Here is a 26,422-nt window from a genome sequence, read left to right on the forward strand (position 1 = left end):
CCGGGCGGGGGGGGCGGCGTGGCCTCCCCCCCCCCCCGCCCCCCGGCGGGGGCGGGGGGGGCCGCCGCGGCGGCCGGGGTGCTGTCGTCCGCGGTGCCGTTCCTGGCCGACATGCTGGCGCTGCGCACGGTGCCCGCGCACTTCTTCGGCGTCTTCATGAGCGTCCATCCGGTGATGGCGGCCCTGGTGGGGTGGGCCGTGCTCGGCCAGCGCCTGCCGCTCGTCGACTGGCTGGCGATCGCGGCGATCGTCGCCGCCAACTCGGCCGCGGCCCTCGCCGCCGCGCCCCGCCCGGCCCGGGCCCGGTGACCGCCGGCGCCGCCGGGCCTGCAGAATCGAACCACCGACCGAGGAGGAGGACGCGATGCCGACGGCGCATCAGTGGATCGAGGCGCTGGGCCTGGAAGCGCACGTCGAGGGCGGGTACTTCCGGCGCACCTTCCAGGCCGACCACCGTGCCATGGTCGCCACGCCGTACGGCGAGCGCTACACCCTCACCTCCATCCACTACCTGCTGACCCACTGGTCGCCGATCGGGCACTGGCACCTCAACCGGTCCGACATCCTGCACTTCCACCACCACGGCGACCCGATCACCTACCACCTGATCCACCCGGACGGCCGCCGGGAGACCGCCGTTCTCGGCCAGGACCCCGGCCGGGGCCAGCACCTCGTGCTCGCCGTGCCGGGCGGCGTCTGGAAGGCCTCCCACCTGGAGGCCGGGGACCACGGGCTGATCAGCGAGGCGGTCGCGCCCGGCTTCGACTACGCCGACATGACCCTCGGCCGGGTCGACGACCTGCTGGAACGATTCCCGGGTCACGAGGAGCTGATCCGCCGGTACTGCCGCCCGGCCGAACCGGACTGAGCCGCAGGTTCTCACCCGCGGCCCTCGCGCAGCGCGAGGGCGATCGGTGTGCCGAGTGCGCAGGCGAGGGCGCAGGCCGTCCAGACGGCGGTGTAGGCGCCCTCCTGCGGTACGGCCGGACGCAGCAGCAGATGGTCCAGGACGGCTGCCGCCCCCGCGCCGGCGGCGGCACCCGCCAGGGACTTGAGGGTGTTGTAGACGCCGGTACCGATGCCGGTCTGGTCGCGCGGCAGACGCCGCATCAGCAGGCCGGGGAGCAGGCTGAGACCCAGGCCGGCGCCGTACCCGCAGACCGCACCCGGTACGGCGAACTGCCAGTACGCGTGGTGGCCGAGGGCGATCGCGGCGTACCCGGCGGCGCACAGCGCGAAGCCGGACGCGAGGACCGCGGCGGCGCCGTACCGGCGGGCGAGGCGGTCGGCGGTGACCGCGCCGAGCATGGCGGCGACCGTCTGCGGCAGGTACAGCAGGCCGAGCTGCAGCGGTGCGGCGTCGAGGCCGTAGCCCGTCTCGGCCGGGTCGGCGGCCTCGAAGGCCAGCGTCGGGCCCTGGGCGCCGTACAGTGCGCAGCCGAGCAGGAAGCTCAGGGCGAAGACCGGCGCGGTGGCACGCCGGGAGAGCAGCCGGACGTCCACCATCGGCCGGTCGGTGCGCAGCTCGTGGCGGACGAACAGGGCGAGCAGCACCGGGCCGAGGACGAGCAGCAGGGCGGCGGCCGCGCCGGGCAGGACGGCGCTGCCGCCGAGGCCGGCCAGCAGCAGGGTCAGGCCCAGGGACAGCAGGACGGCGCCCGCCCAGTCGGTCCGCCCGTCCGCCCGGGTCCGCGAGTCGGGCACGAACCGCCACACCACCGGCAGCGCCAGCAGCGGCAGCACCGCGAGGCCCCACAGCAGCGGGCGGGTGGCGGAGTCGCCGGTGCCGAGACCGCCGACGGCGAGGGCGCCGAGCGTCGATCCGACGGTCAGCGAGCCGACCAGCGGTCCGACCGCCCGGCCGCCGCGCTCCTCGCCCAGGTCGTCGCGCAGGATCGCGAACTCCAGCGGCAGCCAGCAGGCGAGGAAGCCCGACAGGGCGCGGCCGAGCAGCAGCATCGGCAGATCCGGGGCGACGGCGGTGCACAGCGCGCCGAGCAGGGTGAGCAGGACGGTGATCCGCAGCAGCAGCCGGTGGCCGTGCAGGTCGCCGAGGCGCGAGGTCAGCGGCACGGCGACACCGGAGACCAGGAACTCGACACCGAGGGTGAGGCTCAGGTCGCCGGCGTCGAGGTGGAGCTGCTCGCCCAGGCGGGGCAGCAGGATCGGGAAGCCGCCCTGCAGCACTCCGCTGGCGAACTCCACCAGCACGAGCAGGGGGACGGTCGCGCGGGCCGCAGCCCGGGCGGGGTGGACCGCGGCGGGGACGGTCTGGGTCATGGGCACACATCCGTTGGGGGCCGGAGGGCGTTGGGGGTGGCCGCAAGGATGGCTAACCTGGGGCGCTACGAACCCGAACCGCACGATTTCGCATCTGCGGACCTCTCCGCGCAAGGATCGGCCATGAACGACGAGCTGGACCTGGCCCTGGTGGACGCCCTGCGGATGGACCCGCGGGCGCCGTGGTCCAAGCTGGCCGGCCCGCTCGGCGTGGACCCGGCCACCCTCTCCCGGCGCTGGGCACGGCTGGAGGCGGACGGCGACGCCTGGGTGACCTGCTACCCGTCGGCGGACCGGATCGGCCGCGGGCTGACCGCACTCGTGGAGGTGGAGTGCCGGGCCGGCCGGGTCGCCGAGGTGGCGGCCGCACTGGCCGGGCACCCGCAGGTGGCGTCGATCGAGGTGGTCACCGGCGGCGCCGACCTGCTGCTCACCGTCGGCGCGGGGGACCGGGCGGGGCTCGCCGGATACCTGCTGGAACAGGTGTCGGCGGTGCCCGGCGTCGAGCGGACCCGCACCTCGCTGGTGGAACGGACCGTCCGGGAGGGCAGCCGGTGGAGCGACGGCGCACTGGACGCCGAACAGCGCCGGGCGATCGCCGAACAGCCGGCCGCACCGCGGAGCGCGCCCGCCTCCCGGCAGATCGAGGAGGACCTCGCACTGATGCAGGCGCTCGGCGGGGACGGCCGGATGCCGTACGCCGAACTCGCCGAACGGACCGGCCTGCCGGCCTCCACGGTGCGCCGGCGGCTGGCCGAACTGCGGGACTCCGGGCGGATGGTGCTGCGGTGCGACGCCTCGCCGCGGGTCACCGGGCATCCGCTCGGCGCCATGCTCTGGCTGGAGGCGCCGGCGGGCCGACTGGAGGAGGCCACCGGGTGGCTGGCGGGCCTTCCGCAGGCGCGGATGTGCGCGGTGACGGTCGGACCGGCCAACCTGGCGCTCTACCTGGTCGTCCACCGCACGTCGGAACTCCGCCGGCTGGAGGAGGAGTTGACCGGCCGCTTCCCCGACCTGCGGGTCCGCGACCGGATGGTGACCCTCCGTACGGTCAAGCTGGTCGGCCGTCTCCTCACCCCGGACGGCCGCTCATGCGGCTACGTCCCCATCGACCCCTGGCCCACCCCGAGGGCGATCGGGTGACCCGACGGGGCCGGCTCAGCCGCGGGTGAGGCGGCCGAGGGCGAGGGCGGCCAGCAGGGCGGCCGCGTCGGGCAGGACCGCGTCGTCGAACTCGGCCTCGGCGGAGTGGTTGTAGGCGGCCGTGAACGGGTCCCGGCCGGGCGGGCAGGTGCCGAGCATCAGGTAGGCCGAGGGCACCAGCTGGGCCAGGACTCCGAAGTCCTCGGAGCCGGCGATCGGGCGCGGCATCTCGACGTACCGGTCCTCGCCGAGCAGTTGCCGTGCGGTGGCGGCGGCGAACGCCGCCTCCGCCGGGTCGTTGACGGTCACCGGGTAGCCCGGTTCGAGGACGGTGTCGACGGTCATGCCGTGGGCCTCGCCGATGCCCCGGACGACCCGGACGGCCTCCTCGGCGACCAGGGCCCGCGCCTCGGGGGAGAAGGAGCGGACGGTCGCGCCGAACACCGCCTCGTCGGGGATGACGTTCTCCACGGTGCCGGCGTGGAAGGTGCCGACGGTGAGCACCACCGGGTCGAAGGCGTCGAACCGGCGGGTCGTCATGGTCTGCAGGGCGAGCACCGCTTCGCAGGCCGCCGGGACGGGGTCCAGCGCCAGGTGCGGGCTCGACCCGTGGCCGCCGCGGCCGCGAACGGTCACCCGGAGGGCGTCGGAGGCCGCCATGATCGGGCCCGGTCGGGTCGCCACCCAGCCGCTCGGCAGCAGTGCCGCGCCCACGTGCAGCGCGTACGCCGCCGCGACCCGCTCGCCGGCCGCGTCCAGCACGCCTTCCTCGACCATCAGCGCGGCACCGCCCCCGCCCTCCTCGCCGGGCTGGAACATGAACACCACGCTGCCCGCGAGCTCCTCCCGCCGTTCGGCGAGCAGCCGGGCCGCGCCGACCAGGGCCGCGGTGTGCAGGTCGTGGCCGCAGGCGTGCATCGCCCCGGGCACCTGCGAGGCGTACGGCAGTGCGGTGGCCTCCTGCACCGGCAGTGCGTCCAGGTCGGCGCGCAGCAGGACGGCCGGGCCGGGCCGGCCGCCTCTCAGCACCGCGGTGACCGAGGAGAGCTTCTCGCCGAGGGTGATCTCCAGCGGCAGGCCGTCGAGCGCCTCCAGCACCCGGGCGCGGGTCAGCGGCAGGTCGAGCCCGATCTCGGGCTCCCGGTGCAGGGCCCGCCGAAGCTCGACCAGGCCCGGTCGCAGCCTTTCGGCGGACTCGCGCAGCGCGGACGGGTGAACGGGAGCCGACATGGCCACTCCTCCTGGGTAGACGGTCCTCGAATGGTCCTCCTGCGGCCGCGCCCGCCCCGTGATCCGCACGGATCGGCCGACCGCCCCCGCCCGAACGCACGATCCCGCCGGCGCGCACCCCCGAACCGTCGCAGCCGCACCGACGACCCGTCAGGCCGCGCACGCCCCGGAAGACCCGTCCGAAAACTCTTGGCGTGTACAAGTCTTCCCATATCGGCCGCCGACTGGCACGCTGAGCGGGTTTGCCGACACCGGGAGGCCCCTTGTTACGCTTTTCGACCCTCGCAGTGGCTGTGACCAGCGCTTTCACCCTTGTCGCCGGCACCGCCGCCGCGGCTTCGGCCGCACCGCCCGCCGCACCGTCAGCCGCCCAGGCGGCCAAGGTGCAGCCGGTCGACTGGAAGCCGTGCAACCCGGATCCGTCCAAGCCGGATCCGAAGATCTACGACTGCGCCGTCTACCCCGTCCCGCTCGACTACGCGAAGCCGTCCGGCGAGACGATCGGCATCGCGATGATGCGCCGCCGCGCCGGGGACCCGGCCAAGCGGATCGGCTCCCTCTTCCTCAACCCCGGCGGCCCGGGCGGCAGCGGCTACCTGTGGGCGACCACCACCCGCTTCGAACCCCGCGTCACCGACAGCTTCGACCTGATCGGCTTCGACCCGCGCGGCGTGGCCCTGAGCAACCCGCTCAAGTGCTTCACCACCGACGAGGAGGCCAACGCGGTCTTCGACCGGATGACCGGCGTGCCGACCACCCGGGCCGAGATCGACGGCACCCTCGCCGCCGACAAGGACTACACCGACGCCTGCGCCCGCAACGCCGGCGAGCTCGTCAAGCACATGTCCACCATGAACGTGGTCCGTGACCTCGACCGGATGCGGCAGGGCGTCGGCGACGCCAAGCTCACCTTCGCCGGCTTCTCCTACGGCACGCTGATCGGCTCCACCTACGCCAACATGTACCCGGACAAGGTCCGCGCAGTGATCATCGACGGCAACGTCGACCCGCAGCTGCGCCTGCACAACGGCCTGGAGTACGACCGGCAGCGCGCCCAGGGCTTCGAACTCGCCCTGGACGAGTACCTGAGGCGCTGCCAGACCGCGGGCGCCCCGCGCTGCGCCTTCGCCGACAAGGACACCCGCGGCAAGTTCGACGCGCTCCGCGACCACCTGCGGACCAACGCCGTCACCCTGCCGGGCGGCGCCACCGTCACGCTGTCCACCTTCACCAGCCAGGTCGCCAACGCGCTGTACGCCCAGAGCCGCCAGGCGCCGCTGGCCCGCTCGCTGCAGGCGCTGCACCTGGCGATCAACCCGCAGCCGAGCCTCGCCGCGCCCTCCGCGGACGAGGCGGACCTGCTCGCCCGGCCCGCCCCGGCGGCGCTCCGCGAGGCCCCGGCGGACACGCCGTACAGCGCCGACGACTCCTACTACGCCGTCAACTGCCAGGACAAGCCGTACCCGCCGGCGCCCCGGCTCTTCCCGCTGGTGGCGAAGGCGTGGGAGAAGGAGTCGCCGACCTTCGGCCGCTACCAGGCCTTCGACGCGCCGCCGTGCGCGACCTGGCCCGCTCCGGCGCTGTGGTCGGAGCGGTACACCGGGCCGTGGAACAAGAGGACCGCCACCCCGGTGATGGTCATCGGCAACACCTTCGACCCGGCGACCCAGTACAAGTTCGCGCAGCGCATGCAGCAGGAGCTCGGCAATGCCGTCCTGGTCACCGTCGACGTGGTGGAGCACTGCGCCGTCGGCCGCAGCAAGGCGCTGAGCGCCCTGGTGACCTCCTACCTGGTGGACCGGGCCGCGCCGAAGCCGGGGCAGGTCCTCAAGCCCGACGCCGATCCGTTCCCGGCGGTGTCGTGACGGCCGGAACACCGCTGTGACGATCGGCCGCCCGCGGTGCGTCGGCGCTGCCCCGGCGGTTTGATGAAGTCATGGAGTTCGAATCCGCCGAGATCTACGTCGACGAGCTGCTCGCCCTGACCGGAGGCCTGGACCGCGGCGCGGCCCGGGAGTTCGTACGACGGGTGTTCGAGGGCGGGGCCGAGCACGGCGCCCGCACCGCGCTGGCGAACGTGGCCGCCCTCGACAACGAGAAGGACGCGCAGATCAGGCGCCTCGGCGAGCGCCTGGTGGCCCTGGGGGAGGACCCGCTCGCGGTCACCCGCCTGCTGCGCGGCGCATGACACCGGCCGGCCACCCGTCCACCGCGGACGGGTGGCCGGCCCACGCCTTGCAGGCGGCCGCTGTGCGGTCAGCCCGCCGGGTCCTGCCAGACGTCGCCGTTCGGCAGCAGGGCGTCGGCCTCCTTGGGCCCCCAGGTGCCCTTGACGTACGGGTGGACGGGCACCGCATCGCCGAGCACCGGGTCGACCACCCGCCACGCCGCCTCGACGGTGTCCTGCCGGGCGAACAGCCACCGGTCGCCGTCGAGGGCGGCACCGATCAGCCGGTCGTAGGGCCGCATGTCCGAGCCGGGCAGCTCGCTGAAGGACAGCTCCTCGTGCTTGGCCTCCCACCCGCCGCCGGGCTTCTTGCCGGCGAGGGTCAGCGCCACCTGGGTCTCCGGCCAGACCCGGAAGCGCAGGGTGTTGGTGGCCGGCGCCGGCCGCAGGCCGAACACGTCGTGCGGCGCGCGGCGGAACCGGATGCTCACCTCGGTGGCCGTCACCGGCATGCACTTGCCGGCCCGGATGGCGATCGGCACGTCCGCCCACCGCCACGAATCGCAGGCGAGCCGGATCGCCGCGTACGTCTCGACCTCGGAGTCCGGGGCCACGCCCTCGACGTCCCGGTACCCCTCGTACTGGCCGCGCACGATGTGCTCGGGGGTGAGCGGGCGCAGCGAGGAGACGATGTGCGCCTTGGAGTCGCGCCACGCCTGCAGGCCCTGGCCGGCCGGCGGGTCGGCGAGCACGGTGGCCAGCACCTGCAGCATGTGGTTCTGGACGACGTCCCGCACGGCGCCGGTGCGGTCGTAGAACCGGCCGCGGTCGGACACGTCGAAGGCCTCCGCCATGGTGATCTGGATGCTCTCGACGTGGGTGCGGTTGAGCAGCGGCTCGATCACCGAGTTCGCGAACCGGGCGAACAGCACGTTCTCCACCGGGTCGAGGCCCAGCCAGTGGTCGACGCGGTAGATCGAGTCCTCCGCGAAGTACCGGTGCATGGTGGCGTTCAGCTCGCGGGCGCTCTCGAGGTCCGTGCCGAAGGGCTTCTCGACCATGATGCCGGCGTCCTCGGCCCGGCCGACCGAGGCGATGCCGCGGGCGATCCGGCCGAACAGCGGCGGCGGCACCTCCAGGTAGAACAGCGACCGCTGCCCGGTGCCCATGGCCTCGGACATCGCGGCGTACGTGGCGTCGTCGTCGAGGTCGCCGTCGACGTAGCGCAGCAGGCCCATCAGCTTGGTCGCCGCTGTGCTGTCCGGGTCCATGCCGTTGAGCGTGAGCGAGGCCCTGGCGTAGGCCCGGAACTGCTCCAGCCCCCAGCCGGCCTTGGCGACGCCCACCACCGGGACGTCGAGCACACCGCGCTCGACGAGCCCGACCAGGGCGGGGAAGGTCTCGAGCTTGGCGAGGTCCCCGGTCGCACCGAAGATCACCAGGGCGTCCGTCTGTCGTGTCGTCATCTCCGCTCCTCCTGTGGAGTGGACGGGTCGGCCGTCCGATGGACGGTCAGCGCAGCCGGTCGGCGATCCGGTCGCCGACCCGCAGGGCGTTGGCGATCGCCGTCAGGGACGGGTTGACCGCGCCGATGCTCGGGAAGAAGGCCGTGTCGACGACGTACAGGTTGTCCAGGTCGTGGGCCTTGCAGTCGACGTCCAGTGCGGAACTCGCCGGGTCGGTGCCGAACCGGACGGTGCCGGCCTGGTGGGCGGTGGCCCCGATGGGCATGCCCTTGTGCAGGTAGATGCTGTGCGGCAGCAGGTGGTGCTCGTGCATGCCGAGCCGGCCGAGCATCCCCTGGAGCTTGTGCCGCAGCCGCTTCAGCCCCGCCGTGTTGTTCTTCTCGTCGAGCGTGAGGCGCACGTTGCCGTCGGCGTCCAGGGTGACCCGGTTGTCCGGGTCCGGCAGGTCCTCGCCGCACAGCCAGAAGTCCACCGCGTGGTGCGCGAGCACCTCGAACGGCATGTCGGGGGAGACCGCACCGGCCCAGCGCGGCGCCTCGCCGTGGATCTGCTCGGCGTCGGACTTGCCGAGCATCTGGATGCCGCCCAGCGGATAGTCCCAGTCGTCCGCGCCCAGGTACCAGTCGTGCAGTGCCAGCGTCTTCTGGAAGGCCGTCGGATTGGGCTCCTTGGACACCGCCATCAGCGCCAGGTTGTTGTGCCGCATGTAGTGGCGGCCGACCACGCCCGAGCTGTTGGCCAGGCCGTCCGGATGCCGGTCGTTCGCGGACCGCAGCAGCAGCAGGGCCGAGTTGACGGCGCCGCAGGAGACCACCACCACGTCGCCGGAGAAGCGCGCCGTACTGCCGTCGGCGAGCTCGGCGACCACGGCCGTGACGGTGCGTCCGGCGGGGTCGGTCTCCAGCGTGCGCACGTTCGCACCGGTGACCAGGGTGACGTTGTCGTGCTCGAGCGCCGGGTCCACGCAGATCACCTGGGCGTCGGACTTCGCCCCCAGCAGGCAGGGGAAGCCGTCCACCCGGTCGCAGCGGATGCAGGCACTGGTGTGCGTCGCCCGCCCGTCGGCGTCCTGGACCAGATCCACGCCGATCGGCAGGTGGAAGGGGTGCAGGCCGTGCTTCTCCAGGTCGTCGCTCAGCTGCTGGATGCGCGGCTCGTGCTCGACCGGCGGGAACGGGTACTGCTCGCTCGCCGGGCCCCCGGTCGGGTCCTCGCCGTGCCGCCCGTGCACCCGGTAGAGCTGCTCGGCCCGGCTGTAGTACGGCTCCAGGTCGCCGTAGTCGATCGGCCAGGCCGGGGAGATCCCGCCGTGGTGGCGCATCTCCCGGAAGTCCTCCGGCCGCAGCCGGAACAGCGCCGCGCCGTAGAACTTGGTGTTCCCGCCGACGTAGTAGTTGACCTCCGGCGGGAAGGCGTTGCCGTCCTTGTCGTACCAGTACTCCGGGGCCCGGTAGCGGCCCTTCACGAACACCGCGGTCGAACTCCAGTTGTCCCGCTCGCGGGGGAGGTAGTCGCCGCGTTCCAGCATCAGGATGCGTTTGCCGGTCGACGCCAGGCGGTGCGCCAGGGTGCCGCCGCCCGCACCGGTGCCGATGACCACGACGTCGTAGTGCTGCTCGCCAGCCACGGAGTGTCCATTCTGGGAGTCGGTGCCTGCCCCGGGCCGTGCTGTCCGCGCCCGTGCCCCGCCCACAGGCGGCGGGTCGGCCGGTGCCGGGATGCTGCGCCTGCGGCCCTCCCTCGGGAGGCCTGTCACGTGCAAGCTACAACGCGCCCGGTCGGGCGGCACCTCAGGGCGCGGAGCACCCCCGGGGGCATCCGTGCCGAGCCCGCCGGCCGGTGGGCTGCGGGCACTCGTTCGGACCAGCGGCGCCGCGTCCCGCCGGGCCGCGCGGCCGCCCGGTGCTTCACTGGGCCGGAACGTCCGCGATGGGAGCCGCATGAGTCAGTTGGATCTCGCACGGCTGCAGTTCGCCATGACGTCGATCTACCACTTCCTGTTCGTGCCGGTCACGATCGGGCTCGGCTTCCTGACCGCACTGCTGCAGACCGCCTGGCACCGCACCGGACGCCCCGAACTCCTCCAGCTCACCCGCTTCTTCGGCACCATCCTGGTGATCGGCATCGCGGTGGGCGTGGTCACCGGCCTCGTCCAGGAGTTCCAGTTCGGCATGGACTGGTCGGCCTACGCGCGCACCGTCGGCGACGTGTTCGGCGCGCCGCTGGCCATGGAGGGCCTGGCCGCGTTCTTCCTCGAGTCGACCTTCCTCGGCCTGTGGCTGTTCGGCTGGGACCGGCTGCCCGAACGCGTCCACCTGGCCACCATCTGGATGGTCGCCCTCGGCGGCGTGCTGTCCGCCGCCTTCATCATGGCCGCCAACTCCTGGATGCAGCACCCCGTCGGCTACACCATCGACCCGTCCACCGGCCGGCCGGAGCTCAACGACATCTGGAAGCTCTTCACCAACCCCGTCTTCCTCCGCGGCTACCTGCACGTCCTGCTCGCCTCACTGGTCACCGGCTGCGTCGTGATGCTCGCCGTCTCCGCCTGGCAGCTGCGCAAGGGCACCGCCCCGCTCGCCTTCCACGCCTCCGCCCGCCTCGCGCTGACCGTCCTCGTCCCCGTGATCATGGTGGCCATGCTCGTCGGCAGCGAACTCGGCGTCACCGAGGGCAAGTACCAGCCCATGAAGATCGCCGCCGCCGAGGCCCAGTGGGACACCTGCCAGCCCTGCTCCTTCTCGCTGTTCCAGATCGGCGGCGGCAAGAACGACGAGACCCCCACGAAGATCATCGAAATCCCGCACCTGCTGTCCCTGCTGGCCACCAACCACTGGAACGGCCAGGTCCTCGGTCTGAACGCCGTCCAGAGCCAGTACGAGCAGCAGTACGGGCCCGGCGACTACGTCCCCAACGTTTTCATCCAGTACTGGTCGATGCGCGTCATGGCCTACCTCGCCGTCGTCGTCCTGCTGGTCGGCCTGTGGGGGATCTGGCTGCTGTGGCGCAAACGGCTCAGCTCCGCCAAGTGGTTCTGCCGCGCCGCCGTCTGGATCTCCCCGCTGCCGTTCCTGATGAACACCGCGGGCTGGCTCCTCACCGAGAGCGGCCGCCAGCCGTGGATCGTCCAGGGCATCCAGCTCACCGGCAACGGCGTCTCCCCGTCCGTCTCCACCGCCACCGTCGCCGCCAGCCTCATCGCCTTCTTCCTGCTGTACGCCGTCCTGGCCGTCGTCGCCGCCTTCCTGATCACCCGCTACGCGCGCAAGGAACTCGCACCGCCGCCCGCCGAGGACACGCCCGTACCGGCGCTGTCCTACTGACACCACGCCACCCCTGGGACCGCCCGATGGCCCTCGCCACCTTCTGGTTCATCCTCATCGCCGTCCTGTGGGCCGGCTTCTTCGTCCTGGAGGGCTTCGACCTCGGCGTCGGCATGCTGCACACCGCCGTCGCCCGCGACGAGGCCGGCCGCCGGGCCGCCCTCAACACCATCGGCCCCCTGTGGGACGGCAACGAGGTCTGGCTGATCGTCGCGGCCGCCGCCATGTTCGCCGCCTTCCCCGGCTGGTACGCCACCATGTTCTCCTCCTACTACCCCGCCCTGGTCGTCCTGCTGGTCGGCCTGATCGTCCGCGGGGTGTCCTTCGAGTTCCGCGGCAAGGTCGACAGCGCACGCTGGCGCAGCACCTGGGACGTTCTGCTGATCTGCGGAAGCCTCCTCGTCCCGCTGCTCCTCGGCATCGCCCTCGGCGCCCTGCTGCACGGCGTTCCGATCGACGGGAGCCAGGAGTTCACCGGCGACCTCGGCGACATCTTCTCGGGCTACGCGGTCTTCGCCGGCATCACCTTCGTCCTGCTCTGCCTGATGCACGGCGCCACCTTCATCACCCTCAGGACCACCGGCGACGTCCGCGACCGGGCCGCCGGGCTGGCCCGCCCGATCGCCCTGGTCACCGCGCCGGTCCTGCTGGCCTTCCTGCCCTGGACGCACTCCACCGCGGGCAAGGGCGTGCTGCCGAACATCCCCCAGCTCCTCGCGGTGATGGCGGTGATCGCCGCAGCCTTCCTGGTGGTCCGCGGCCACGACGGCCGGGCCTTCGCGGCCACCACCGCCGCCGTCGCCACCACCGTCCTGGGGCTCTTTGTCGACCTCTACCCCCGGCTGATGGTCTCCACCACGAACTCCGCCTTCGACCTGACCGTCCACAACAGCGCCGCCGGCGAGTACGCCCTGAAGGTCACCAGCGTCGTGGCCATCGTCTTCTTCCCCCTGGTGCTCGCCTACCAGGGCTGGACCTACCACGTCTTCCGCCGCCGCATCTCCGCCGACCGGTTCGCCCACCCCGTCGCCGAGTGACGGACGGTCAGAGGACGGCGACGGGATTCACGGGGGAGCCGGTCGCCGCGGGCAGCCGCAGGGGGGCGATCACGCACAGGAAGGACCAGCGGCGCTCCTGCTCGCACAACGGTGCCAGGTCCTCGAACTGCAGGTAGTCCAGCAGGTGCAGGCCCATCGCGTGCACGGCGAGCACGTGCACGGGGAAGGCGACGCCCTCGGTCGTACTCGGTGCGGCGTCGTTGTTGCCGTCGCTGCCGAGCACCGCGACCTGCCGGTCGGCCAGGAACTCCACCGCCGTCGGATGCAACCCGGCCCGTGCCTCCGCGGCCCGCCACGGCCCGAGCTCGTCCCTGCGCCGCCGGTGCCCGACCCGGACGAACAGCAGGTCGCCGGCGCCCACCCGGACACCCTGGGCGGCCTCGGCCGCCGCCAGCTCCGCCGCCCCGACCTGCTCGCCCGGCTCCAGCCAGGGCACGCCGTGCAGCCGCGGGATGTCCAGCAGCACGCCGCGGCCCACGATCCCGTCACCGGCCAGCGCCACGGACAGCTTCGCGGCACCGTCCGCCGTGAGCCCGTCCGTGCTCGTCCCGCCGAACAGCGTGCCGCGCCACACCACATGGCACAGGGCGTCCAGGTGGCTGTCCGCATCGCCGTGGACGTTCATGTCGAAGTGGTCCCGGGCGAAGTCCAGCCCGCCGCCGACGCTCCCGGCCACGGCCCCCGTCATCCGGTGCCCGGCCGGCTCCGGATTGTCGGGTCCGCGCACGGTCTCCACCGGCGACGCAAGACTCACCCGCCGCCCCGAACGGACCTCCCGCGCAGCCGCCACCACCCGCTCCGGCGTGATCAGCTCCAGGGCACCCCGCCCCGCACCCCCGCCGCCCACCGAACGCCGGACCCGCTCGTGCAGCGCGCGGAACTCGTCCGCACCGAGCGCGGGCAGGGCAGGGAAGGCACGGCGGTCGGTCATCAGGAGCCCCGCTTCCGGTCCGGGGTGCCGCCGAGGGCCGCGGCCGCCGTCGGTGCGCCACGGCCGGGCGGACACGCTCCGCCGACGGCCCGAGGGGAAAACCTAACCGGCCCGGCCACGACCACCCGGCACCCGCGGCCGCCACCGCGCCCGACATCGCCCGCCCGGCCGAGCGCTCCGCAGCCCGAGAGCCGGAGCCCGCCGCCGGGATCTCCGGCCGGACGGTTCCTCCGAGCCACTGCGGGAAGAGGGCCAATTCGGTTGCGGGCGGTGGGGCGGTGTCGGCCAGGATGGGCCGATGAGTGACGAGAACGACGGAGTGGCAGCGGCGATCGCGGGTGAGTTGGCGTTGATGACGCCCCGGGTCCGGGCGTCGCGGGAGTCGGCCGGGCGGTTGTTGGACCCGGAGTTCGTGGAGGTGGGGGCCTCGGGGCGGCGGTGGGACCGGAAGACGATGCTCGCCGAGCTGCCCGAGAAGCCGGGGGCGACCGAGGAGGGCCCGCAGTACCGGCCCGTCGGAATGACCGGGACGGCGCTGGCGCCGGGGCTGGTGCACGTGACGTACGAGGCCGTGCTCGGTGCGCGGCGGTCGCGGCACAGTTCGATCTGGCGCAGCCTGGACGACGGCTGCGGCTGGCGGATGTACTACCACCAGGGCACCCTCGTCCCGGACGGGGCGGCGCAGTAGTCCTGACCGGTCCTCGGGCCGCCCGGGTGTTCCGTACCCGGCCCATGGGGAAGGTGAAGGGGGCGCCGTGAGGCGCGCCACCGCCACCACAGACCCGGGCAGGGGAGCACCGCGTGACCGGACCCACGAACGAGCCGCCCGCCGATGCCGCGGACGCCGGACGGACGGACCCGCTCGTCCGGCTCCCGCTGGCGCAGCTCCGGCAGCGCACCAGCATGAAGTGGCGCGTGCACCCGGAGGACGTCCTCCCGCTGTGGGTGGCGGAGATGGACGTCCCCCTGGCGCCCGCCGTGACGGAGGCGCTGCGCGCGGCCGTCGACCTCGGCGACACGGGGTACCCGCACGGGACGGCCTATGCGGAGGCCCTGGCCGGATTCGCCGCCGAGCGGTGGAAGTGGGACGGCCTGCGGGTCGAGAACACGGCCCTCGTGCCGGACGTCATGCTGGGCATCGTCGAGACGCTGCGCCTGGTGACGGGCCCCGGGGACGCGGTCGTCGTCTGTTCGCCGGTGTACCCGCCGTTCTACGCGTTCGTCGCCCACGACGGCCGTGAGGTGATCGAGGCGCCGCTCGGCCCCGACGGCCGCATGGACCTCGCCGCCCTGGACGAGGCCTTCGCGCGGGCGCGGCGCCACGGCCGGCGGGCCGCCTTCCTGATGAGCAACCCGCACAACCCCACCGGCACCGTGCACACCCGTGCGGAGCTCGAGGCGGTGGCGGCGCTGGCACGCGAACACGGTGTGCGGGTGGTCTCCGACGAGATCCACGCCCCGCTGGTGCTGCCGGGGGCGGTGTTCACCCCGTTCCTCGGCGTGCCGGGCGGTGAGAACGGCTTCGCCCTGACCTCCGCCTCCAAGGCCTGGAACCTGGCCGGTCTCAAAGCGGCCCTGGCGGTAGCCGGCCCGGAGGCGGCCGCAGACCTGCGCCGCATGCCGGAGGAGGTCGGCCACGGCCCCAGCCACCTGGGGATCATCGCCCACACGGCGGCCTTCCGCGACGGCACGCAGTGGCTCGACGACCTGCTGGCCGGACTCTCCGCCAACCGGACCCTGCTGGGCCGGCTCGTCGAGGAGCACCTGCCCGGCGTGCGGTACCGCCCGCCCGAGGGCACCTACCTCGCCTGGCTGGACTGCACGCACCTCGGCCTGCACGAGGACGGGCCCGCCGAGGGGCCCGGCGTGGTGAGCGACCTGGCCGGGCCGGCGAGGATGTTCCTGGACGAGGCCCGGGTCGCGCTCAGCTCCGGGCACGTCTTCGGCACCGGTGGGACGGGATGCGTCCGGCTGAACTTCGCGACCTCGCCGGCCGTCCTCCGCGAGGCACTCGCCAGGATGGGCCGCGCGGTGCAGGCCCTCTGACGGCGGGCCGGCCGACCGTGGGCAACGGGCAGTGGCGCTGACTGCGGAGGGGAACCGTGAAGCGGGTCGGCCTGCCCGTCCTGTGGCGGGTGTCGGTACGGCCGTTCGGCGGGTGTCCTGCGGTGACCGGGGCGGCCATCATGGGGAGTTGATGTTACTGGCGAGTAGGGCCGGTGGCTCGCACCAGCACGAGAAGGACCGTGGCCCGGCATGACCGACCGAAGCAGGTTCGAGGACGCATTCGCCGGATTCCGGAGCCTGCCGTACCCGCCCTACCCGGCGTTGGAGGCCCTCCGGGACTGGAACTCGGACCTGCTGACGCTGGACGGCCACGTCGCGGGCTACGCCTCGCAGGTGCACGGCGGCAGCATGCAGGCGTGGGAGATCCCCCACCTCGCCGGACTGGTCGCCGAAGTCGATGCGCTGCGCGCCGCCCTGGACGCGGTCGACGACGGGTCCGGCGACGACCGGGCGATGATCGCGGCCTTCCGCGACTACGTCTCGGCCATGCAGGCGATGATGCACGAACTCGACCGCCTGGCCGCCCCCGGGGTCTATCGCTGAATCTTTGCGTTAGTGGCGGTGCCAGGGCTACCATTAATGCAATATCTGAGCATTAGTGCATGCTCCACCGTCGGAAGGATCGCCATGTCCTCGCAGCGGACCGCCCCTGCGCCGCAGACCCCGACCCCGGTCTGGACCGTGGGGGAGTTCGTCGTCCGCCGGATCGACGAGGTCGAACTGCCGCCGCAGACCGGCCCCTGGCTGCTGCCCGGCGCCACGCCCGAGGCGGTCTCCGCCGCCCCTTGGCTGCAGCCCGACTTCGCCGGCGCCGACCGCGTCCTGCGCCTGGCCGGCCACACCTTCGCCCTGGAGGCGGGCGGGCTGCGGATTCTCGTCGACACCGGCATCGGCAACGGCAAGGACCGCGCCAACCCCGCCTGGCACCGCCTGGGCACCGACTACCTGCAGCGCCTGGAGCGGGCCGGGTTCTCCCCGGAGACCGTGGACCTGGTCGTCCTCACCACCTGCACACCGACCACGTCGGCTGGAACACCCGCCTCCAGGGCGGCGCCTGGGTGCCCACCTTCCCCAACGCCCGCTACCTCACCAGCCGCACCGAGTGGGACCACTGGGCGTCCGTGGACATGGAGGAGCCCCGCCGGCAGATGTTCCGCGACTCCGTCCGCCCCGTCCACGACCACGGGCTGCTCGATCCGGTCGACGTGCCCGCGGAGGGCCTGGAGATCGCCCCCGGCGTCACCCTCGTCCCCGCCCCGGGCCACACCCCCGGCCAGGTCGCCGTCCGGCTGAGCAGCGGCGGCAGTGCGGCCCTGATCACCGGCGACTGCATCCACCACCCCGTGCAGCTCGCCGCGCCCGACATCCACAGCCACGTCGACATCGACCCGGACCGGGCCCGGGCGACCCGCCGCGAGCTCCTCGCCGCCCTCGCCGACACCGACACGCTGCTCCTCGGCAGCCACTTCCCGCCGCCCACCGCGGGCCTGGTGCGCCGCGACGGCGCGGCCTACCGTCTCCGGCCCGTCCCCGCCCGGCAGGCGTGATCGCCGGCCTCGCCGCCTCGTCCCACCCTTGAGGCAAGTCATTCGCCTTGAGGGTGGGACTTGCCGTCATGAAGCAAGGATTTTGCTTTAAGATGGGCGCATGAGCCGCAGACCGATGGTGCGCCCCGGCGGCCGGAGCGCCCGGGTGCAGGAGGCCGTCCACACCGCCGTGCGTGAACTGGACGCCGAGGTGGGCCGTTCGGCGCTGACCGTCCCCCTGGTCGCCGCCCGGGCGGGCGTCACCCCGTCGACGGTCTACCGCCGCTGGGGCGACCTGCAGGAACTGCTGTCCGACGTGGCCGTCGAGCACCTGCGCCCCGACACCCCGCCCGAGGACCACGGCTCACTCGCAGCCGACCTGCAGCACTGGGCCGAGCAGTTCCTCGAGGAGACGGCCTCCCCGGCAGGCCGGTCCTACGTCCGCGACGCCCTGCTCGGCGACCCGGACGGCGACAACGCCGGACGCTGCTCCGCCTACGCCGCGGAACAGCTCCAGGTCGTGCTCGACCGCGCAGCACAGCGCGGCGAAGCCGCCCCGGACGTCGAGACCCTCCTCGACCGGATCGTGGCACCGATGATGTACCGCATCCTGTTCCGCCCCGACGGCCTCGAACCCCCCTACGCCCAGCGGCTCGTCCGGGAAGCCCTGGACGCGCCCGCCGCCCGGCAGGTCAGCCGACGGCCCTGAGGTTCGACCGCATCGGCTCGATCAGCGCCTCGCGGGCATCGCGGTAGTCCGCCCAGGCCTTTTCGTTCCGGTGCTGCGGACGGCTCGACCGCCCCGGCCTCAGGCGCTTCGGGCCGGGCGGGCCTGGGCGGGGAGCCGGGCGGCCCTGGAGCGGGCCCACCAGTGGAAGGTGAGCGTGGCCATGGCGCTGATCACCGCTGCCTGGGCGAAGGCCCCGGGTGCCCAGTGGCGCAGGGCGGGGGAGAACGACAGGGCCAGCAGCGGCACGGCCACGGCCGGGCCCGCCGAGTACCAGGCGGTGAAGGACAGGACGTTGTTCGCGCCGCTGCCGGTCGCCCGGGCCGGGCGGTAGAGCAGGTCGCGGCGGGCCGCACCCCGGCAGGCGTTCACCAGCGCCGCGCCGACCAGCGGCGGGACGGCGACCGGGGCGAGCCAGGCCGCCGGGCCTGCGCCGCAGAGGACGGCCACGGCGCTCCCGGCCGCGGCGAGCAGCACACCGAGCACGGTGGGGACGACGGCATGGCGCAGCATCAGGCCGGCGAACGGGTAGGGCGTCCAGAAGGACTGGCGTACGTCGTCCGTCTCGATCCGGGCCGGTTCGAGGAGCTGGGCGACGGCCAGGTAGCCGAAGACCATGGCGACGGCGGTGGCGGTCGAGGCCTGGGCGCCCGGAACACCGTGGGCGGGTACGGCGCACAGCAGCGCCGGGACGGTCAGCAGCACCGCGCGGCCGAGCCGGGCGGGCGAGCGGAGCAGGGCGAGCGCATCCCGCCAGTACACGACGAGCCGGGCCCGGCGGGGCGCCGGCAGGCGGACGTTCAGCCGGCGGTCGCCGCCGGAGGCCGCGTTCACGGCCAGCCGCGCGGCGCGCGGTTCGATCGTCCGCAGGGCGGCGAGCACACCGGCGGCGTTCCTGGCCCGCTCCCGCAGGACGGTCAGCGACACCGTGGCGGCGGCCCGGTCGGCGTGGACCAGGCACACCGCGGTCGACACGACCAGCAGCACGGCTGCCGCCCGGGCTCCCGGTACGGCGGCCGGCGTCGGGGCAAGGGCCGCGATCCCCGCCCAGCCCCACGGGCCGGACCACAGCACCACCCGCTCCAGCCAGTGGACGGAGTGCCCCGCGGCGGCCAGGGCGCTCTGCACGGCGAGCGCCAGGACCAGCACGGTGGCGTACGGGGTGAGGCGGCGCGCCAGGCGGGCCGCCCGTCCGCTCCGCTGCACGGCCAGTGCGGCGCAGACGCCCAGCAGCGGCAGGCAGGCACAACCGGCGAGGCACCAGCCGAGGGTGGCGGGCAGCCCGGTCCGTACGGTCAGCCCGAGCACGACCACGGCACCCGCGGCGGCCACCAGGCCGGGGAACAGGGCCAGCCCGCAGGACAGCCAGAACCAGGGCCGCAGCACCGGCCGGGGGCGGACCGGGTGGGCCAGCAGCCAGTCGACGGTCGCCCGCGGCGGCACGACCGGCCCGCGCCAGAGCCCGTCGCGGACGGCGAGCAGCAGCGTGGCCAGCCCGACGGCCGCGATCCCGCTCGGCATGGCCGCCAGCAGTGCGGGCCCGTGCGCGGTGTAGTCGGCGCCCATCGAGGCCTGCACGAACAGGCCGAAGCTCGGCACACCGCCCCAGACGACCAGGACGAGCACCGTGCAGTAGAGCACGTAGGCCGCCTGCCGGGCCCGGTTGAAGCGGTGCGGTGCGCGCAGGGTGCGCAGCAGGGCCAGTGCCTCGTCCGTCCAGTCGTCGTCCGCCGTCCATTCGGCCGGTGCACCGTCGACCGTCTCCTCCACGGCGCTCACCGGGCACCCGCCGAGACGTCCGGGCCGCCGCCGGCCCCGGCCCTGGCCGCGTCGGCGGCATCGGCGGTTTCGGTGGTTTCGGCGGGCAGGACCTCCTCGGGGACGCCCTGCCGGACGACCGCGCCCTCCTCCAGCACCACCACCCGGTCGGCCACCGCCAGGGCGAGCCCGGCGTCGTGCGTGACCAGCAGCACCGCCACGCCGTCCGCGAGTTCGGCCTTGAGCAGGTCGGCGAGGCGCCGGCGGGCACCGGGGTCGAGGCGCTGCTCGGGCTCGTCGAGCAGCAGCAGGTCCCGCGGGCGGACGAGGGCGCAGGCCAGCAGCAGGGACTGCATCTGCCCGGAGGAGAGGGCCGAGGTCAGCGCGTCGGCCCGCTCGGCGAGCATCCGGTCCTCCAGCACCTGCTGGACCCACTCCGCGGCGCCGGCGACACCGTGCGCGACGGCGACCAGCAGCAGGTGCTCACGAACCGTGAGATCCGGGTAGCAGGCGACCGTGTCGCCGACGACCGCCACCCGGGCCCTGATCCGGGGATCGTTCTCGTCCATCGCCAGGCCGTCGAACCGGACGGTGCCCGCGGTCGGCAGGTCGCGACCCGCGGCGATCCGCAGCAGCGTCGACTTGCCCGACCCGTTGTGGCCGACCAGCGCCACGCACTCGCCGGCGGCGACCGCGAGGTCCACCGGGCGCAGCACCTCCCGGTCGCCGTACGAGCGGCTCACCCCGGTCAGTCGGAGCAGTGCCGTCCTCGTGACGGCGCGCGGCTCGGCTGGGTTCTCGGACATGCGGGCGGCACCTCTCGACGATCGGTCGGATCACCCTACCGACCGGTCCCTTGGGCCCGCCGACCCGCGGGCGCCCGTACCCGTCGACCGGCGGGGGCCGCGGCCGCCGAAGGGTAGGTCGAAAACGAAGTGAACCGGGACGGCCCGGGCGGCAGACTGACCGTCATGACTCCACCGGACGATCCCAAGACCGACCTCCGGCGCTATCTGCAGTACGCCCGCGACGCCCTGCTGTGGAAGCTCGACGGGCTCTCGGAGTACGACATCCGCCGCCCGCTGACGCCCACCGGCACCAACCTCCTGGGCCTGGTCAAGCATGCGGGCTGCGCCGAATTCGGCTACCTGGGCGACACCTTCGGCCGCCCCTCCGGCGAGCCGGGGCCCCTGTTCGGCGACGGCTCCGAACCCAACGCCCACATGTGGGCCACCGCCGACGAATCGCGCGAGTACATCGTCGAGCGCTACCGCAGGGCCTGGGCACACACCGACGCCACCGTCGAAGCACTCCCGCTCGACGCGGTCGGCAAGGTGCCGTGGTGGCCGAGCCACGCGAACGAAGTGACCCTGAACCACGCCCTGGTACGGGTGATCGCCGACACCCACCGGCACGCCGGCCACGCCGACATCCTCCGCGAACTCCTCGACGGCGCCGTGGGGATGAACGAGAACAACACCGGCATGGCATCGGACGACCCGGCCTGGTGGGAGGAGTACCGCACCCGCCTGCAGCACACGGCCGAACAGGCCCGGGCGAGCTGCCTACCCCTCGACGAACCCGCCCCCTAGGGAATCCCCGACCCCGGGAGTCGGGGCTGTTCCCGATGGTGCCGGCCGTACGCCGGGTCGCAGGATGGCGGTATGACGATCATGCGGACCAACCACCGTCCCGGCCGCCGCCGCCGCGGCCTCACTGCTGCTGCCGTCTGTGCGGCCGCCGCACTCGGCAGCCTGGCGGCCGCCCTCCCGGCGCAGGCGGCGACGGACTCCACGGCGTTACCGGCCCGGTCCGTCCGGGCGGCCGCGCCGAGCCTGCCGGCGCCGACCGGCGGACACCGGGTCGGGGAGGTGGCACTGCACCTCGTCGACCACAGCCGGACGGACCCGTGGCAGCCGGACCACGGCTCCCGGGAGCTGATGGCCACCGTGTACTACCCCGCGGACCGGGCCGCCGGACGCCCCGCTGCGCCGTACATGCTGCCGAAGGCCGCCGCGCACTTCGACGCGGTGACGGCCAACACCTTCCTCGGCCTCGACGTGCCGACCGGGCAGGTCGACTGGGCCGCCGTCCGTACGCACGCGGTGGCCGGTGCGCCCGTCGCCGCCCGGGCCGGACGGCTGCCGGTGGTGGTCTACTCGCCCGGGCTCGGCGAACCGCGGACCTGGGGGACCACGCTGGTGGCGGACCTGGCGAGCCGGGGCTACGCGGTGGTCACCGTCGACCACACCCACGAGGCGCCGGAGGTCCAGTTCCCGGACGGCTCACTGGCCACCATGGTCGCGCCGGGCGACCCCGCCGCGTTCATCCGGAAGGCCCTGGACGTCCGGGTCGCCGACACCCGGTTCGTCCTGGACCGGTTGGAGGCGCTGAACGCCGGCCACAACCCCGACGCCGACGGCAGGACGCTGCCCGCCGGTCTCGCCGGAGCCCTCGACCTGACCCGGGTCGGCACGGCCGGCCACTCGATGGGCGGCACGGCCGCGGCCCTCGCCATGGACGCCGACCCGAGGATCACCGCCGGCATCGACATGGACGGCAACCTGACCGACTTCGACGGAAAGCCGCTGCCGGTGGCCGAACACGGGCTCGCCCGGCCGCTCCTGCTGCTCGGCAAGGACGGCGACACCGACACCGGCCCCGGCTGGCAGGCGTTCCGCGCCCACACCCCGGGCTGGGCGCGGGAGCTGAAGCTGCGCGGTTCGGAGCACGCGTCGTTCACGGACGCCGAGGCACTGCTCCCGCAGCTCGGCCTGCCGCCGGCCACCCTGGTGAAGGACATCGGCACGATCGAACCGGCCACCGCGATCCGCACCACGGAGGCCTATGTGGCGGCGTACTTCGACCGGTGGTTGCGCGGGCGCTGCAGCGACCTGCTCGACGGGCCCTCCGCCCGCTACCCGGAGATGGAGTTCGTGGGCTGACCCGGAGTCAGCCCCGCGGCGCGTCCGGGCCCGCGGCTGCGGCGAGCGCGTCCGCGAGGGCGTCCACCAGCGGGTCGGAGACGGCGGTGCGGCGGACGGTGACGACCCGGCTCGGCGGGTGGCCGTCGACCGGCACGAAGGCGATGCCGGGACGCGCGTACTTGCGGGCCGCCCCGGCGGGGAGCAGACCGACGGCGCCCTCCCACAGGACGGTGTGCAGGCACTCCTCGACGGTCGCCACCACCGGGCCGGGTGCGTCGTCATCGCCCGCGGCGAGCCAGTAGCCGCGCCACCGGGCGTCGGTGCCCGGCGGCAGGCGGAAGCGCGGGCGGTCGGCCAGCTCCCCGACGTGCAGGCGCGGGCGGGCCGCCAGCGGATCGTCCGCGGGGACGGCCGCGACCACCGCCTCCTCGCCGAGCACACGGACCGTCAGGCCGTCGGTGTCGAAAGGCAGCCGGGTGAGGGCCAGGTCCACCCGTCCCTCCCGCAGGCCGGCCGTCGGATCGGTGATCGGTGCCTCCCGCAGCCGTACCCGGACCTCGGGACGGGTGCGGCGCAGCGCGGCCAGTGCCGCCGGACCGACCTGCGGACCGGCGCCCGCCGCGGTGCCCAGGACGAGGATGCGCCCGGCCTCGGAGCCACGGACCCGCTGGCGGGCGCGTTCGGCGCGTTCCAGCAGGTCCCGGGCCTCCGTCAGCAGGACCTCTCCGGCCGGGGTGAGCCGAGCCCCGGTCGGGACGCGGTCGAACAGCCGGCACCCGAGATCGGCCTCCAGGTCACGGATGCGGCGGCTGAGCGGCGGTTGGGCGAGGTGCAGCCGCGCCGCGGCGCGGCCGAAGTGGCCCTCCTCGGCCACGGCGACGAAACAGCGCAACGCCCGCAGGTCCATGACCGGCCACGATACCGAGGACGGCACCGCCCTCCGAAACCGGTCTTGGACGGGCCTTCGGCACCCGCGGTGAGGTGGTGTCAGACGCCGGGCACCGGCCCGCCGCCACCCACCACCGCAGGAGGCACATCCGTGTACGCGCACCCCGACGACCTGCACCGCGCCCGTTCCGTCGGCCGCGGCGCCCCGGCCGAGTTCGCCGCCTGGCTCGCCTTCCAGCAGGCCGTGGACCGGGAGGACGGAGCGGTGCCGCGCCGCTACCGCGAGCTGATCTCGGTGGCGGTCGCGCTCGTCACCCAGTGCTCCTACTGCCTGGACGTCCACACCGCCGCCGCCCGGCGGCACGGCGTGACCGCCGAGGAGCTCGCCGAGACCGCGTTCGTCACCGCCTCCGTCCGGGCGGGCGGCACACTGGCGCACGCCCTGCTCGCCGACCGCCTCTTCGAGCAGCACGGCCACGGCGGGGAAACCGCTCACGGGTGAGCGGGCGGCCGTTCGCAGGGACCGCAGAAAAAAGGTGCCGCCCGGCCGTCACACCGCTGCGCCGCGATCCGTCAGTGCAGTGACAGCATCGAGCGGATCCCGAGAGGAACACCGACCATGAGCGCTTCTTCGACCACCAACGGCACCACCGCTTCGTCCGCCACCGCGGGGGCGCCGAGCGGTCGCGGATGTCCGACCCGGTGGCGCAGGTGCCGGAGCTGCAGGAGCTGAGCGGCCGGCTGTACCGCGCCACCGGCAACCGCTCCGTGCCGCGGACCACGATCGGCCTCGTCCAGCTGCGCGCGGGCCAGATCGTGGGCAGCACCTACCTCGCCGTCCAGCACGCCGACAACCTCCGGAAGGCCGGCGAGTCGGAGGAGCGCATCACCGCGGTCGCGACCTGGCACGACGCGCCGTACTTCACCCCGGCCGAGCGCGTGGCCCTCGCCCTGGTCGAGGCCGTCCTCACCCCGCCGGCCGGCGGGGGAGAGCGGGTCACGGACGAGCTGTACGCCGAGGCGGCCGCGCACTACGACCCCAAGGCCCTGACGACGCTCACCCTCGCGATCGGCCAGGTCAACTTCTTCGTCCCGCTCGCCCTCATCGGCAAGCCGCTGCCCGGCCGGAAGCCCGCCGAGCAGTGGACCTGACGCCGGGCCCGGCGGCACGCGATGAGCCGCAGGCAATGAGCCGCAGGCATGAGAAAGGCAAGGAGACCGACCGCTCCTTGCCACTCTCAATATATAGCGCACCGGGGGCCTTGCGGCAAGGCCCCGGTAGTGGCGCAGAATTGTCGGCCGAGGTCAGGACCTGGGGAAAATCGGGGATTCGCGGAAATGCGTTCCCTTCTCGGCGGACGGGGATTTCATGATTGACGTGATCGTGGTCGGCAGCGGACCGACCGGACTGATGCTCGCCGGCGAATTGCGGCTGCACGGCGTCCACGTGCTCGTCATCGACAAGGCGGCGGAGCCGACCGTGCAGTCCCGCGCGCTCGGCCTGCACGTGCGGAGCATCGAGGTGATGGACCAGCGCGGTCTGCTGGAGAAGTTCCTCGAACTCGGGAAGCAGTTCAGGGTCGGCGGTTTCTTCGCCGGCCTGGCCAAGCAGTGGCCCGACGGGCTGGACACCGCGCATTCGTACGTCCTCGGCATTCCGCAGCGCGTCACCGAACGCCTGCTGACCGAACACGCCACCGGGCTCGGCGCCGAGATCCGGCGGGGCTGCGAACTGGTCGGGCTGAGCCAGGACGAGGACGGGGTGAGCGCCGAGCTGGCCGACGGCACACGGCTGCGCTCGCGCTACCTCGTCGGCTGCGACGGCGGCCGCAGCACGGTGCGCAGGCTGCTCGGCGTCGGCTTCCCCGGCGAGCCCGCCAGGGTGGAGACGCTGCTGGGCGAGATGGAGCTGGACGTCCCGGCGGAGACCCTGGCCGAGGTGGTGGCCGAAGTCCGCAGGACCCAGCTGAGGTTCGGCGCCATGCCGCTCGGGGACGGGGCGTACCGGGTCATCGTGCCCGCCGAGGGAGTGGCCGAGGACCGTACGGCCGCACCGACCCTGGAGGACTTCAAGCAGCAGCTGAGGGCGGTCGCGGGCACCGACTTCGGCGTGCACTCGCCGCGCTGGCTCTCCCGCTTCGGCGACGCCACCCGGCTGGCCGAGCGGTACCGCGTCGGCCGGGTGCTGCTGGCCGGCGACGCGGCGCACATCCATCCGCCGACCGGCGGGCAGGGCCTCAACCTCGGCATCCAGGACGCCTTCAACCTCGGTTGGAAACTGGCCGCCGAGATCGACGGCCGGGCACCGGAGGGGCTGCTGGACACCTACCACTCCGAACGGCACCCGGTGGCCGCCGAGGTGCTGGACAACACCCGCGCGCAGATGGAGCTGCTGTCCACCGAACCCGGCCCCCGGGCCGTGCGGCGGCTGCTGTCGGAACTGATGGACTTCGAGGAGGTGAACCGGCACCTGATCGAGAAGATCACGGCCATCGGCGTCCGCTACGACTTCGGCGAGGGCCACGAACTGCTTGGCCGGCGCATGCGGGACATCGGGCTGAAGCAGGGACGCCTGTACGAGCTGATGCACGGCGGCCGCGGCCTCCTGCTCGACCGGACCGGCAGCCTCTCCGTGGTGGGCTGGGCGGACCGGGTCGACCACGTCGTCGACGCCGGCGAGGAACTGGACGTACCCGCCGTACTGCTGCGGCCCGACGGCCACGTGGCCTGGGTCGGCGAGGACCAGCAGGACCTCCTCGCCGCCCTGCCCAGGTGGTTCGGTGCTGCGGCCGGCTGACGCAGTGCTCCAGGAGGCAGCGGCCGTCCGACCGGGTGGCGGGCCTGCCCTGGAGATCTTCTGACGGACCGTCGATCGGGGTCGCTGCGACTCTTCACGCGCGGCCCCGGCCCGGACAGGGTATGGCCCGGTCC

24 protein-coding genes and 1 pseudogene are annotated in these 26,422 nt (G+C 73.8%); 17 read left to right on the plus strand and 8 right to left on the minus strand.

The features are described from left to right. Positions 1-309 (plus strand): EamA family transporter (locus AB0M03_RS19645; protein ID WP_363492826.1); only part of this gene is annotated, 309 nt, incomplete at its 5' end. A 55-nt stretch (positions 310-364) separates the two neighbouring features. Next, on the plus strand, positions 365-868 hold the full coding sequence (locus AB0M03_RS19650) for a cupin domain-containing protein (protein WP_363492827.1): 504 nt from the start codon (positions 365-367) through the stop codon (positions 866-868). 11 nt (positions 869-879) lie between these two features. Here the strand turns inward: AB0M03_RS19650 and AB0M03_RS19655 are convergent, their stop codons facing one another. After that, the gene (locus AB0M03_RS19655) at positions 880-2,280 is read right to left on the minus strand and encodes an MFS transporter (protein ID WP_363492828.1); all 1,401 of its coding nucleotides are present in this window, start codon (positions 2,278-2,280) and stop codon (positions 880-882) included. 123 nt (positions 2,281-2,403) lie between these two features. Here AB0M03_RS19655 and AB0M03_RS19660 point away from each other — a divergent pair, with 123 nt between their 5' ends. Next, a complete protein-coding gene (locus tag AB0M03_RS19660) occupies positions 2,404-3,423 on the plus strand; it encodes an Lrp/AsnC family transcriptional regulator (protein ID WP_363492829.1) in 1,020 nt (339 codons plus the stop codon). 15 nt (positions 3,424-3,438) lie between these two features. On the opposite strand, the gene AB0M03_RS19665 is transcribed toward AB0M03_RS19660, so the two are convergent. Then, the gene (locus AB0M03_RS19665; protein WP_363492830.1) at positions 3,439-4,653 is read right to left on the minus strand and encodes a M20 family metallopeptidase; all 1,215 of its coding nucleotides are present in this window, start codon (positions 4,651-4,653) and stop codon (positions 3,439-3,441) included. Positions 4,654-4,946: 293 nt separating this feature from the next. Here AB0M03_RS19665 and AB0M03_RS19670 point away from each other — a divergent pair, with 293 nt between their 5' ends. Together AB0M03_RS19670 and AB0M03_RS19675 are read left to right on the plus strand one after the other, a co-directional pair. Beyond that, positions 4,947-6,518: an alpha/beta hydrolase gene (locus AB0M03_RS19670; protein ID WP_363492831.1), complete on the plus strand. Its 1,572-nt coding sequence runs from the start codon at positions 4,947-4,949 to the stop codon at positions 6,516-6,518. Between the two features lie 71 nt (positions 6,519-6,589). Next, entirely contained in the window at positions 6,590-6,841 is a 252-nt protein-coding gene (locus tag AB0M03_RS19675; RefSeq protein ID WP_363492832.1) for a hypothetical protein, read from the plus strand. 68 nt (positions 6,842-6,909) lie between these two features. Here AB0M03_RS19675 and zwf read toward each other — a convergent pair whose 3' ends face one another. Both zwf and AB0M03_RS19685 read right to left on the minus strand, forming a co-directional pair. Further along, positions 6,910-8,286, minus strand: coding sequence for a glucose-6-phosphate dehydrogenase (zwf, locus tag AB0M03_RS19680; RefSeq protein WP_363492833.1), 1,377 nt, complete (start codon positions 8,284-8,286; stop codon positions 6,910-6,912). A 46-nt stretch (positions 8,287-8,332) separates the two neighbouring features. Next, positions 8,333-9,913 (minus strand): GMC family oxidoreductase, encoded by a 1,581-nt coding sequence (locus tag AB0M03_RS19685; protein ID WP_363492834.1) that lies wholly within the window; start codon positions 9,911-9,913, stop codon positions 8,333-8,335. A 313-nt stretch (positions 9,914-10,226) separates the two neighbouring features. On the opposite strand from AB0M03_RS19685, the gene AB0M03_RS19690 reads away from it, so the two are divergent. Then, on the plus strand, positions 10,227-11,609 hold the full coding sequence (locus AB0M03_RS19690; RefSeq protein ID WP_363492835.1) for a cytochrome ubiquinol oxidase subunit I: 1,383 nt from the start codon (positions 10,227-10,229) through the stop codon (positions 11,607-11,609). A 26-nt stretch (positions 11,610-11,635) separates the two neighbouring features. Beyond that, positions 11,636-12,646, plus strand: coding sequence for a cytochrome d ubiquinol oxidase subunit II (cydB, locus tag AB0M03_RS19695; RefSeq protein WP_363492836.1), 1,011 nt, complete (start codon positions 11,636-11,638; stop codon positions 12,644-12,646). Between the two features lie 7 nt (positions 12,647-12,653). On the opposite strand, the gene AB0M03_RS19700 is transcribed toward cydB, so the two are convergent. After that, on the minus strand, positions 12,654-13,598 hold the full coding sequence (locus AB0M03_RS19700) for a cyclase family protein (protein WP_363492837.1): 945 nt from the start codon (positions 13,596-13,598) through the stop codon (positions 12,654-12,656). Between the two features lie 298 nt (positions 13,599-13,896). Between AB0M03_RS19700 and AB0M03_RS19705 the strand changes: the two genes are divergently transcribed. The 5 genes and pseudogenes from AB0M03_RS19705 to AB0M03_RS19725 all read left to right on the plus strand — a co-directional run bounded on the left by AB0M03_RS19705 (position 13,897) and on the right by AB0M03_RS19725 (position 17,900). Further along, complete coding sequence (locus AB0M03_RS19705; protein WP_363492838.1) at positions 13,897-14,286, plus strand: nuclear transport factor 2 family protein; 390 nt, start codon at positions 13,897-13,899, stop codon at positions 14,284-14,286. Between the two features lie 188 nt (positions 14,287-14,474). Next, positions 14,475-15,644, plus strand: coding sequence for a MalY/PatB family protein (locus AB0M03_RS19710; protein WP_363492923.1), 1,170 nt, complete (start codon positions 14,475-14,477; stop codon positions 15,642-15,644). Positions 15,645-15,854: 210 nt separating this feature from the next. After that, entirely contained in the window at positions 15,855-16,208 is a 354-nt protein-coding gene (locus AB0M03_RS19715) for a hypothetical protein (protein WP_363492839.1), read from the plus strand. A gap of 84 nt (positions 16,209-16,292) precedes the next feature. After that, a pseudogene (locus AB0M03_RS19720) lies at positions 16,293-17,212 on the plus strand (MBL fold metallo-hydrolase). A 100-nt stretch (positions 17,213-17,312) separates the two neighbouring features. Then, on the plus strand, positions 17,313-17,900 hold the full coding sequence (locus tag AB0M03_RS19725; protein WP_363492840.1) for a TetR/AcrR family transcriptional regulator: 588 nt from the start codon (positions 17,313-17,315) through the stop codon (positions 17,898-17,900). 99 nt (positions 17,901-17,999) lie between these two features. Here the strand turns inward: AB0M03_RS19725 and AB0M03_RS19730 are convergent, their stop codons facing one another. Beyond that, positions 18,000-19,697 (minus strand): hypothetical protein, encoded by a 1,698-nt coding sequence (locus AB0M03_RS19730; RefSeq protein ID WP_363492841.1) that lies wholly within the window; start codon positions 19,695-19,697, stop codon positions 18,000-18,002. Then, on the minus strand, positions 19,694-20,482 hold the full coding sequence (locus tag AB0M03_RS19735) for an ABC transporter ATP-binding protein (RefSeq protein WP_363492842.1): 789 nt from the start codon (positions 20,480-20,482) through the stop codon (positions 19,694-19,696). The genes AB0M03_RS19730 and AB0M03_RS19735 overlap by 4 nt, the downstream gene beginning before the upstream one ends. Before the next feature lie 165 nt (positions 20,483-20,647). On the opposite strand from AB0M03_RS19735, the gene AB0M03_RS19740 reads away from it, so the two are divergent. Then, positions 20,648-21,268: a DinB family protein gene (locus AB0M03_RS19740; RefSeq protein WP_363492843.1), complete on the plus strand. Its 621-nt coding sequence runs from the start codon at positions 20,648-20,650 to the stop codon at positions 21,266-21,268. A gap of 72 nt (positions 21,269-21,340) precedes the next feature. Continuing rightward, a complete protein-coding gene (locus AB0M03_RS19745) occupies positions 21,341-22,621 on the plus strand; it encodes a Tat pathway signal protein (RefSeq protein ID WP_363492844.1) in 1,281 nt (426 codons plus the stop codon). 7 nt (positions 22,622-22,628) lie between these two features. Here the strand turns inward: AB0M03_RS19745 and AB0M03_RS19750 are convergent, their stop codons facing one another. Further along, a complete protein-coding gene (locus AB0M03_RS19750; RefSeq protein ID WP_363492845.1) occupies positions 22,629-23,510 on the minus strand; it encodes a LysR substrate-binding domain-containing protein in 882 nt (293 codons plus the stop codon). 132 nt (positions 23,511-23,642) lie between these two features. Between AB0M03_RS19750 and AB0M03_RS19755 the strand changes: the two genes are divergently transcribed. From AB0M03_RS19755 to rox, 3 genes are all read left to right on the plus strand, one after another. Continuing rightward, positions 23,643-23,993 (plus strand): carboxymuconolactone decarboxylase family protein, encoded by a 351-nt coding sequence (locus tag AB0M03_RS19755; protein WP_363492846.1) that lies wholly within the window; start codon positions 23,643-23,645, stop codon positions 23,991-23,993. 188 nt (positions 23,994-24,181) lie between these two features. Next, positions 24,182-24,643 (plus strand): carboxymuconolactone decarboxylase family protein, encoded by a 462-nt coding sequence (locus AB0M03_RS19760; RefSeq protein ID WP_363492847.1) that lies wholly within the window; start codon positions 24,182-24,184, stop codon positions 24,641-24,643. Positions 24,644-24,860: 217 nt separating this feature from the next. Continuing rightward, positions 24,861-26,288 (plus strand): rifampin monooxygenase, encoded by a 1,428-nt coding sequence (gene rox / locus AB0M03_RS19765; protein WP_363492848.1) that lies wholly within the window; start codon positions 24,861-24,863, stop codon positions 26,286-26,288. Positions 26,289-26,422: the final 134 nt, after the last annotated feature.

This window comes from Kitasatospora sp. NPDC051914 (assembly GCF_040680995.1).
Classification (GTDB): domain Bacteria; phylum Actinomycetota; class Actinomycetes; order Streptomycetales; family Streptomycetaceae; genus Kitasatospora.

Coding starts and splice junctions, on each gene's coding strand:
- AB0M03_RS19650 (WP_363492827.1), top strand. CDS start 365: ATGCCGACGGCGCATCAGTGGATCGAGGCGCTGGGCCTGGAAGCGCAC.
- AB0M03_RS19655 (WP_363492828.1), bottom strand. CDS start 2,280: ATGACCCAGACCGTCCCCGCCGCGGTCCACCCCGCCCGGGCTGCGGCC.
- AB0M03_RS19660 (WP_363492829.1), top strand. CDS start 2,404: ATGAACGACGAGCTGGACCTGGCCCTGGTGGACGCCCTGCGGATGGAC.
- AB0M03_RS19665 (WP_363492830.1), bottom strand. CDS start 4,653: ATGTCGGCTCCCGTTCACCCGTCCGCGCTGCGCGAGTCCGCCGAAAGG.
- AB0M03_RS19675 (WP_363492832.1), top strand. CDS start 6,590: ATGGAGTTCGAATCCGCCGAGATCTACGTCGACGAGCTGCTCGCCCTG.
- zwf (WP_363492833.1), bottom strand. CDS start 8,286: ATGACGACACGACAGACGGACGCCCTGGTGATCTTCGGTGCGACCGGG.
- AB0M03_RS19690 (WP_363492835.1), top strand. CDS start 10,227: ATGAGTCAGTTGGATCTCGCACGGCTGCAGTTCGCCATGACGTCGATC.
- cydB (WP_363492836.1), top strand. CDS start 11,636: ATGGCCCTCGCCACCTTCTGGTTCATCCTCATCGCCGTCCTGTGGGCC.
- AB0M03_RS19700 (WP_363492837.1), bottom strand. CDS start 13,598: ATGACCGACCGCCGTGCCTTCCCTGCCCTGCCCGCGCTCGGTGCGGAC.
- AB0M03_RS19705 (WP_363492838.1), top strand. CDS start 13,897: ATGAGTGACGAGAACGACGGAGTGGCAGCGGCGATCGCGGGTGAGTTG.
- AB0M03_RS19715 (WP_363492839.1), top strand. CDS start 15,855: ATGACCGACCGAAGCAGGTTCGAGGACGCATTCGCCGGATTCCGGAGC.
- AB0M03_RS19725 (WP_363492840.1), top strand. CDS start 17,313: ATGAGCCGCAGACCGATGGTGCGCCCCGGCGGCCGGAGCGCCCGGGTG.
- AB0M03_RS19735 (WP_363492842.1), bottom strand. CDS start 20,482: ATGTCCGAGAACCCAGCCGAGCCGCGCGCCGTCACGAGGACGGCACTG.
- AB0M03_RS19740 (WP_363492843.1), top strand. CDS start 20,648: ATGACTCCACCGGACGATCCCAAGACCGACCTCCGGCGCTATCTGCAG.
- AB0M03_RS19745 (WP_363492844.1), top strand. CDS start 21,341: ATGACGATCATGCGGACCAACCACCGTCCCGGCCGCCGCCGCCGCGGC.
- AB0M03_RS19750 (WP_363492845.1), bottom strand. CDS start 23,510: ATGGACCTGCGGGCGTTGCGCTGTTTCGTCGCCGTGGCCGAGGAGGGC.
- AB0M03_RS19760 (WP_363492847.1), top strand. CDS start 24,182: ATGTCCGACCCGGTGGCGCAGGTGCCGGAGCTGCAGGAGCTGAGCGGC.
- rox (WP_363492848.1), top strand. CDS start 24,861: ATGATTGACGTGATCGTGGTCGGCAGCGGACCGACCGGACTGATGCTC.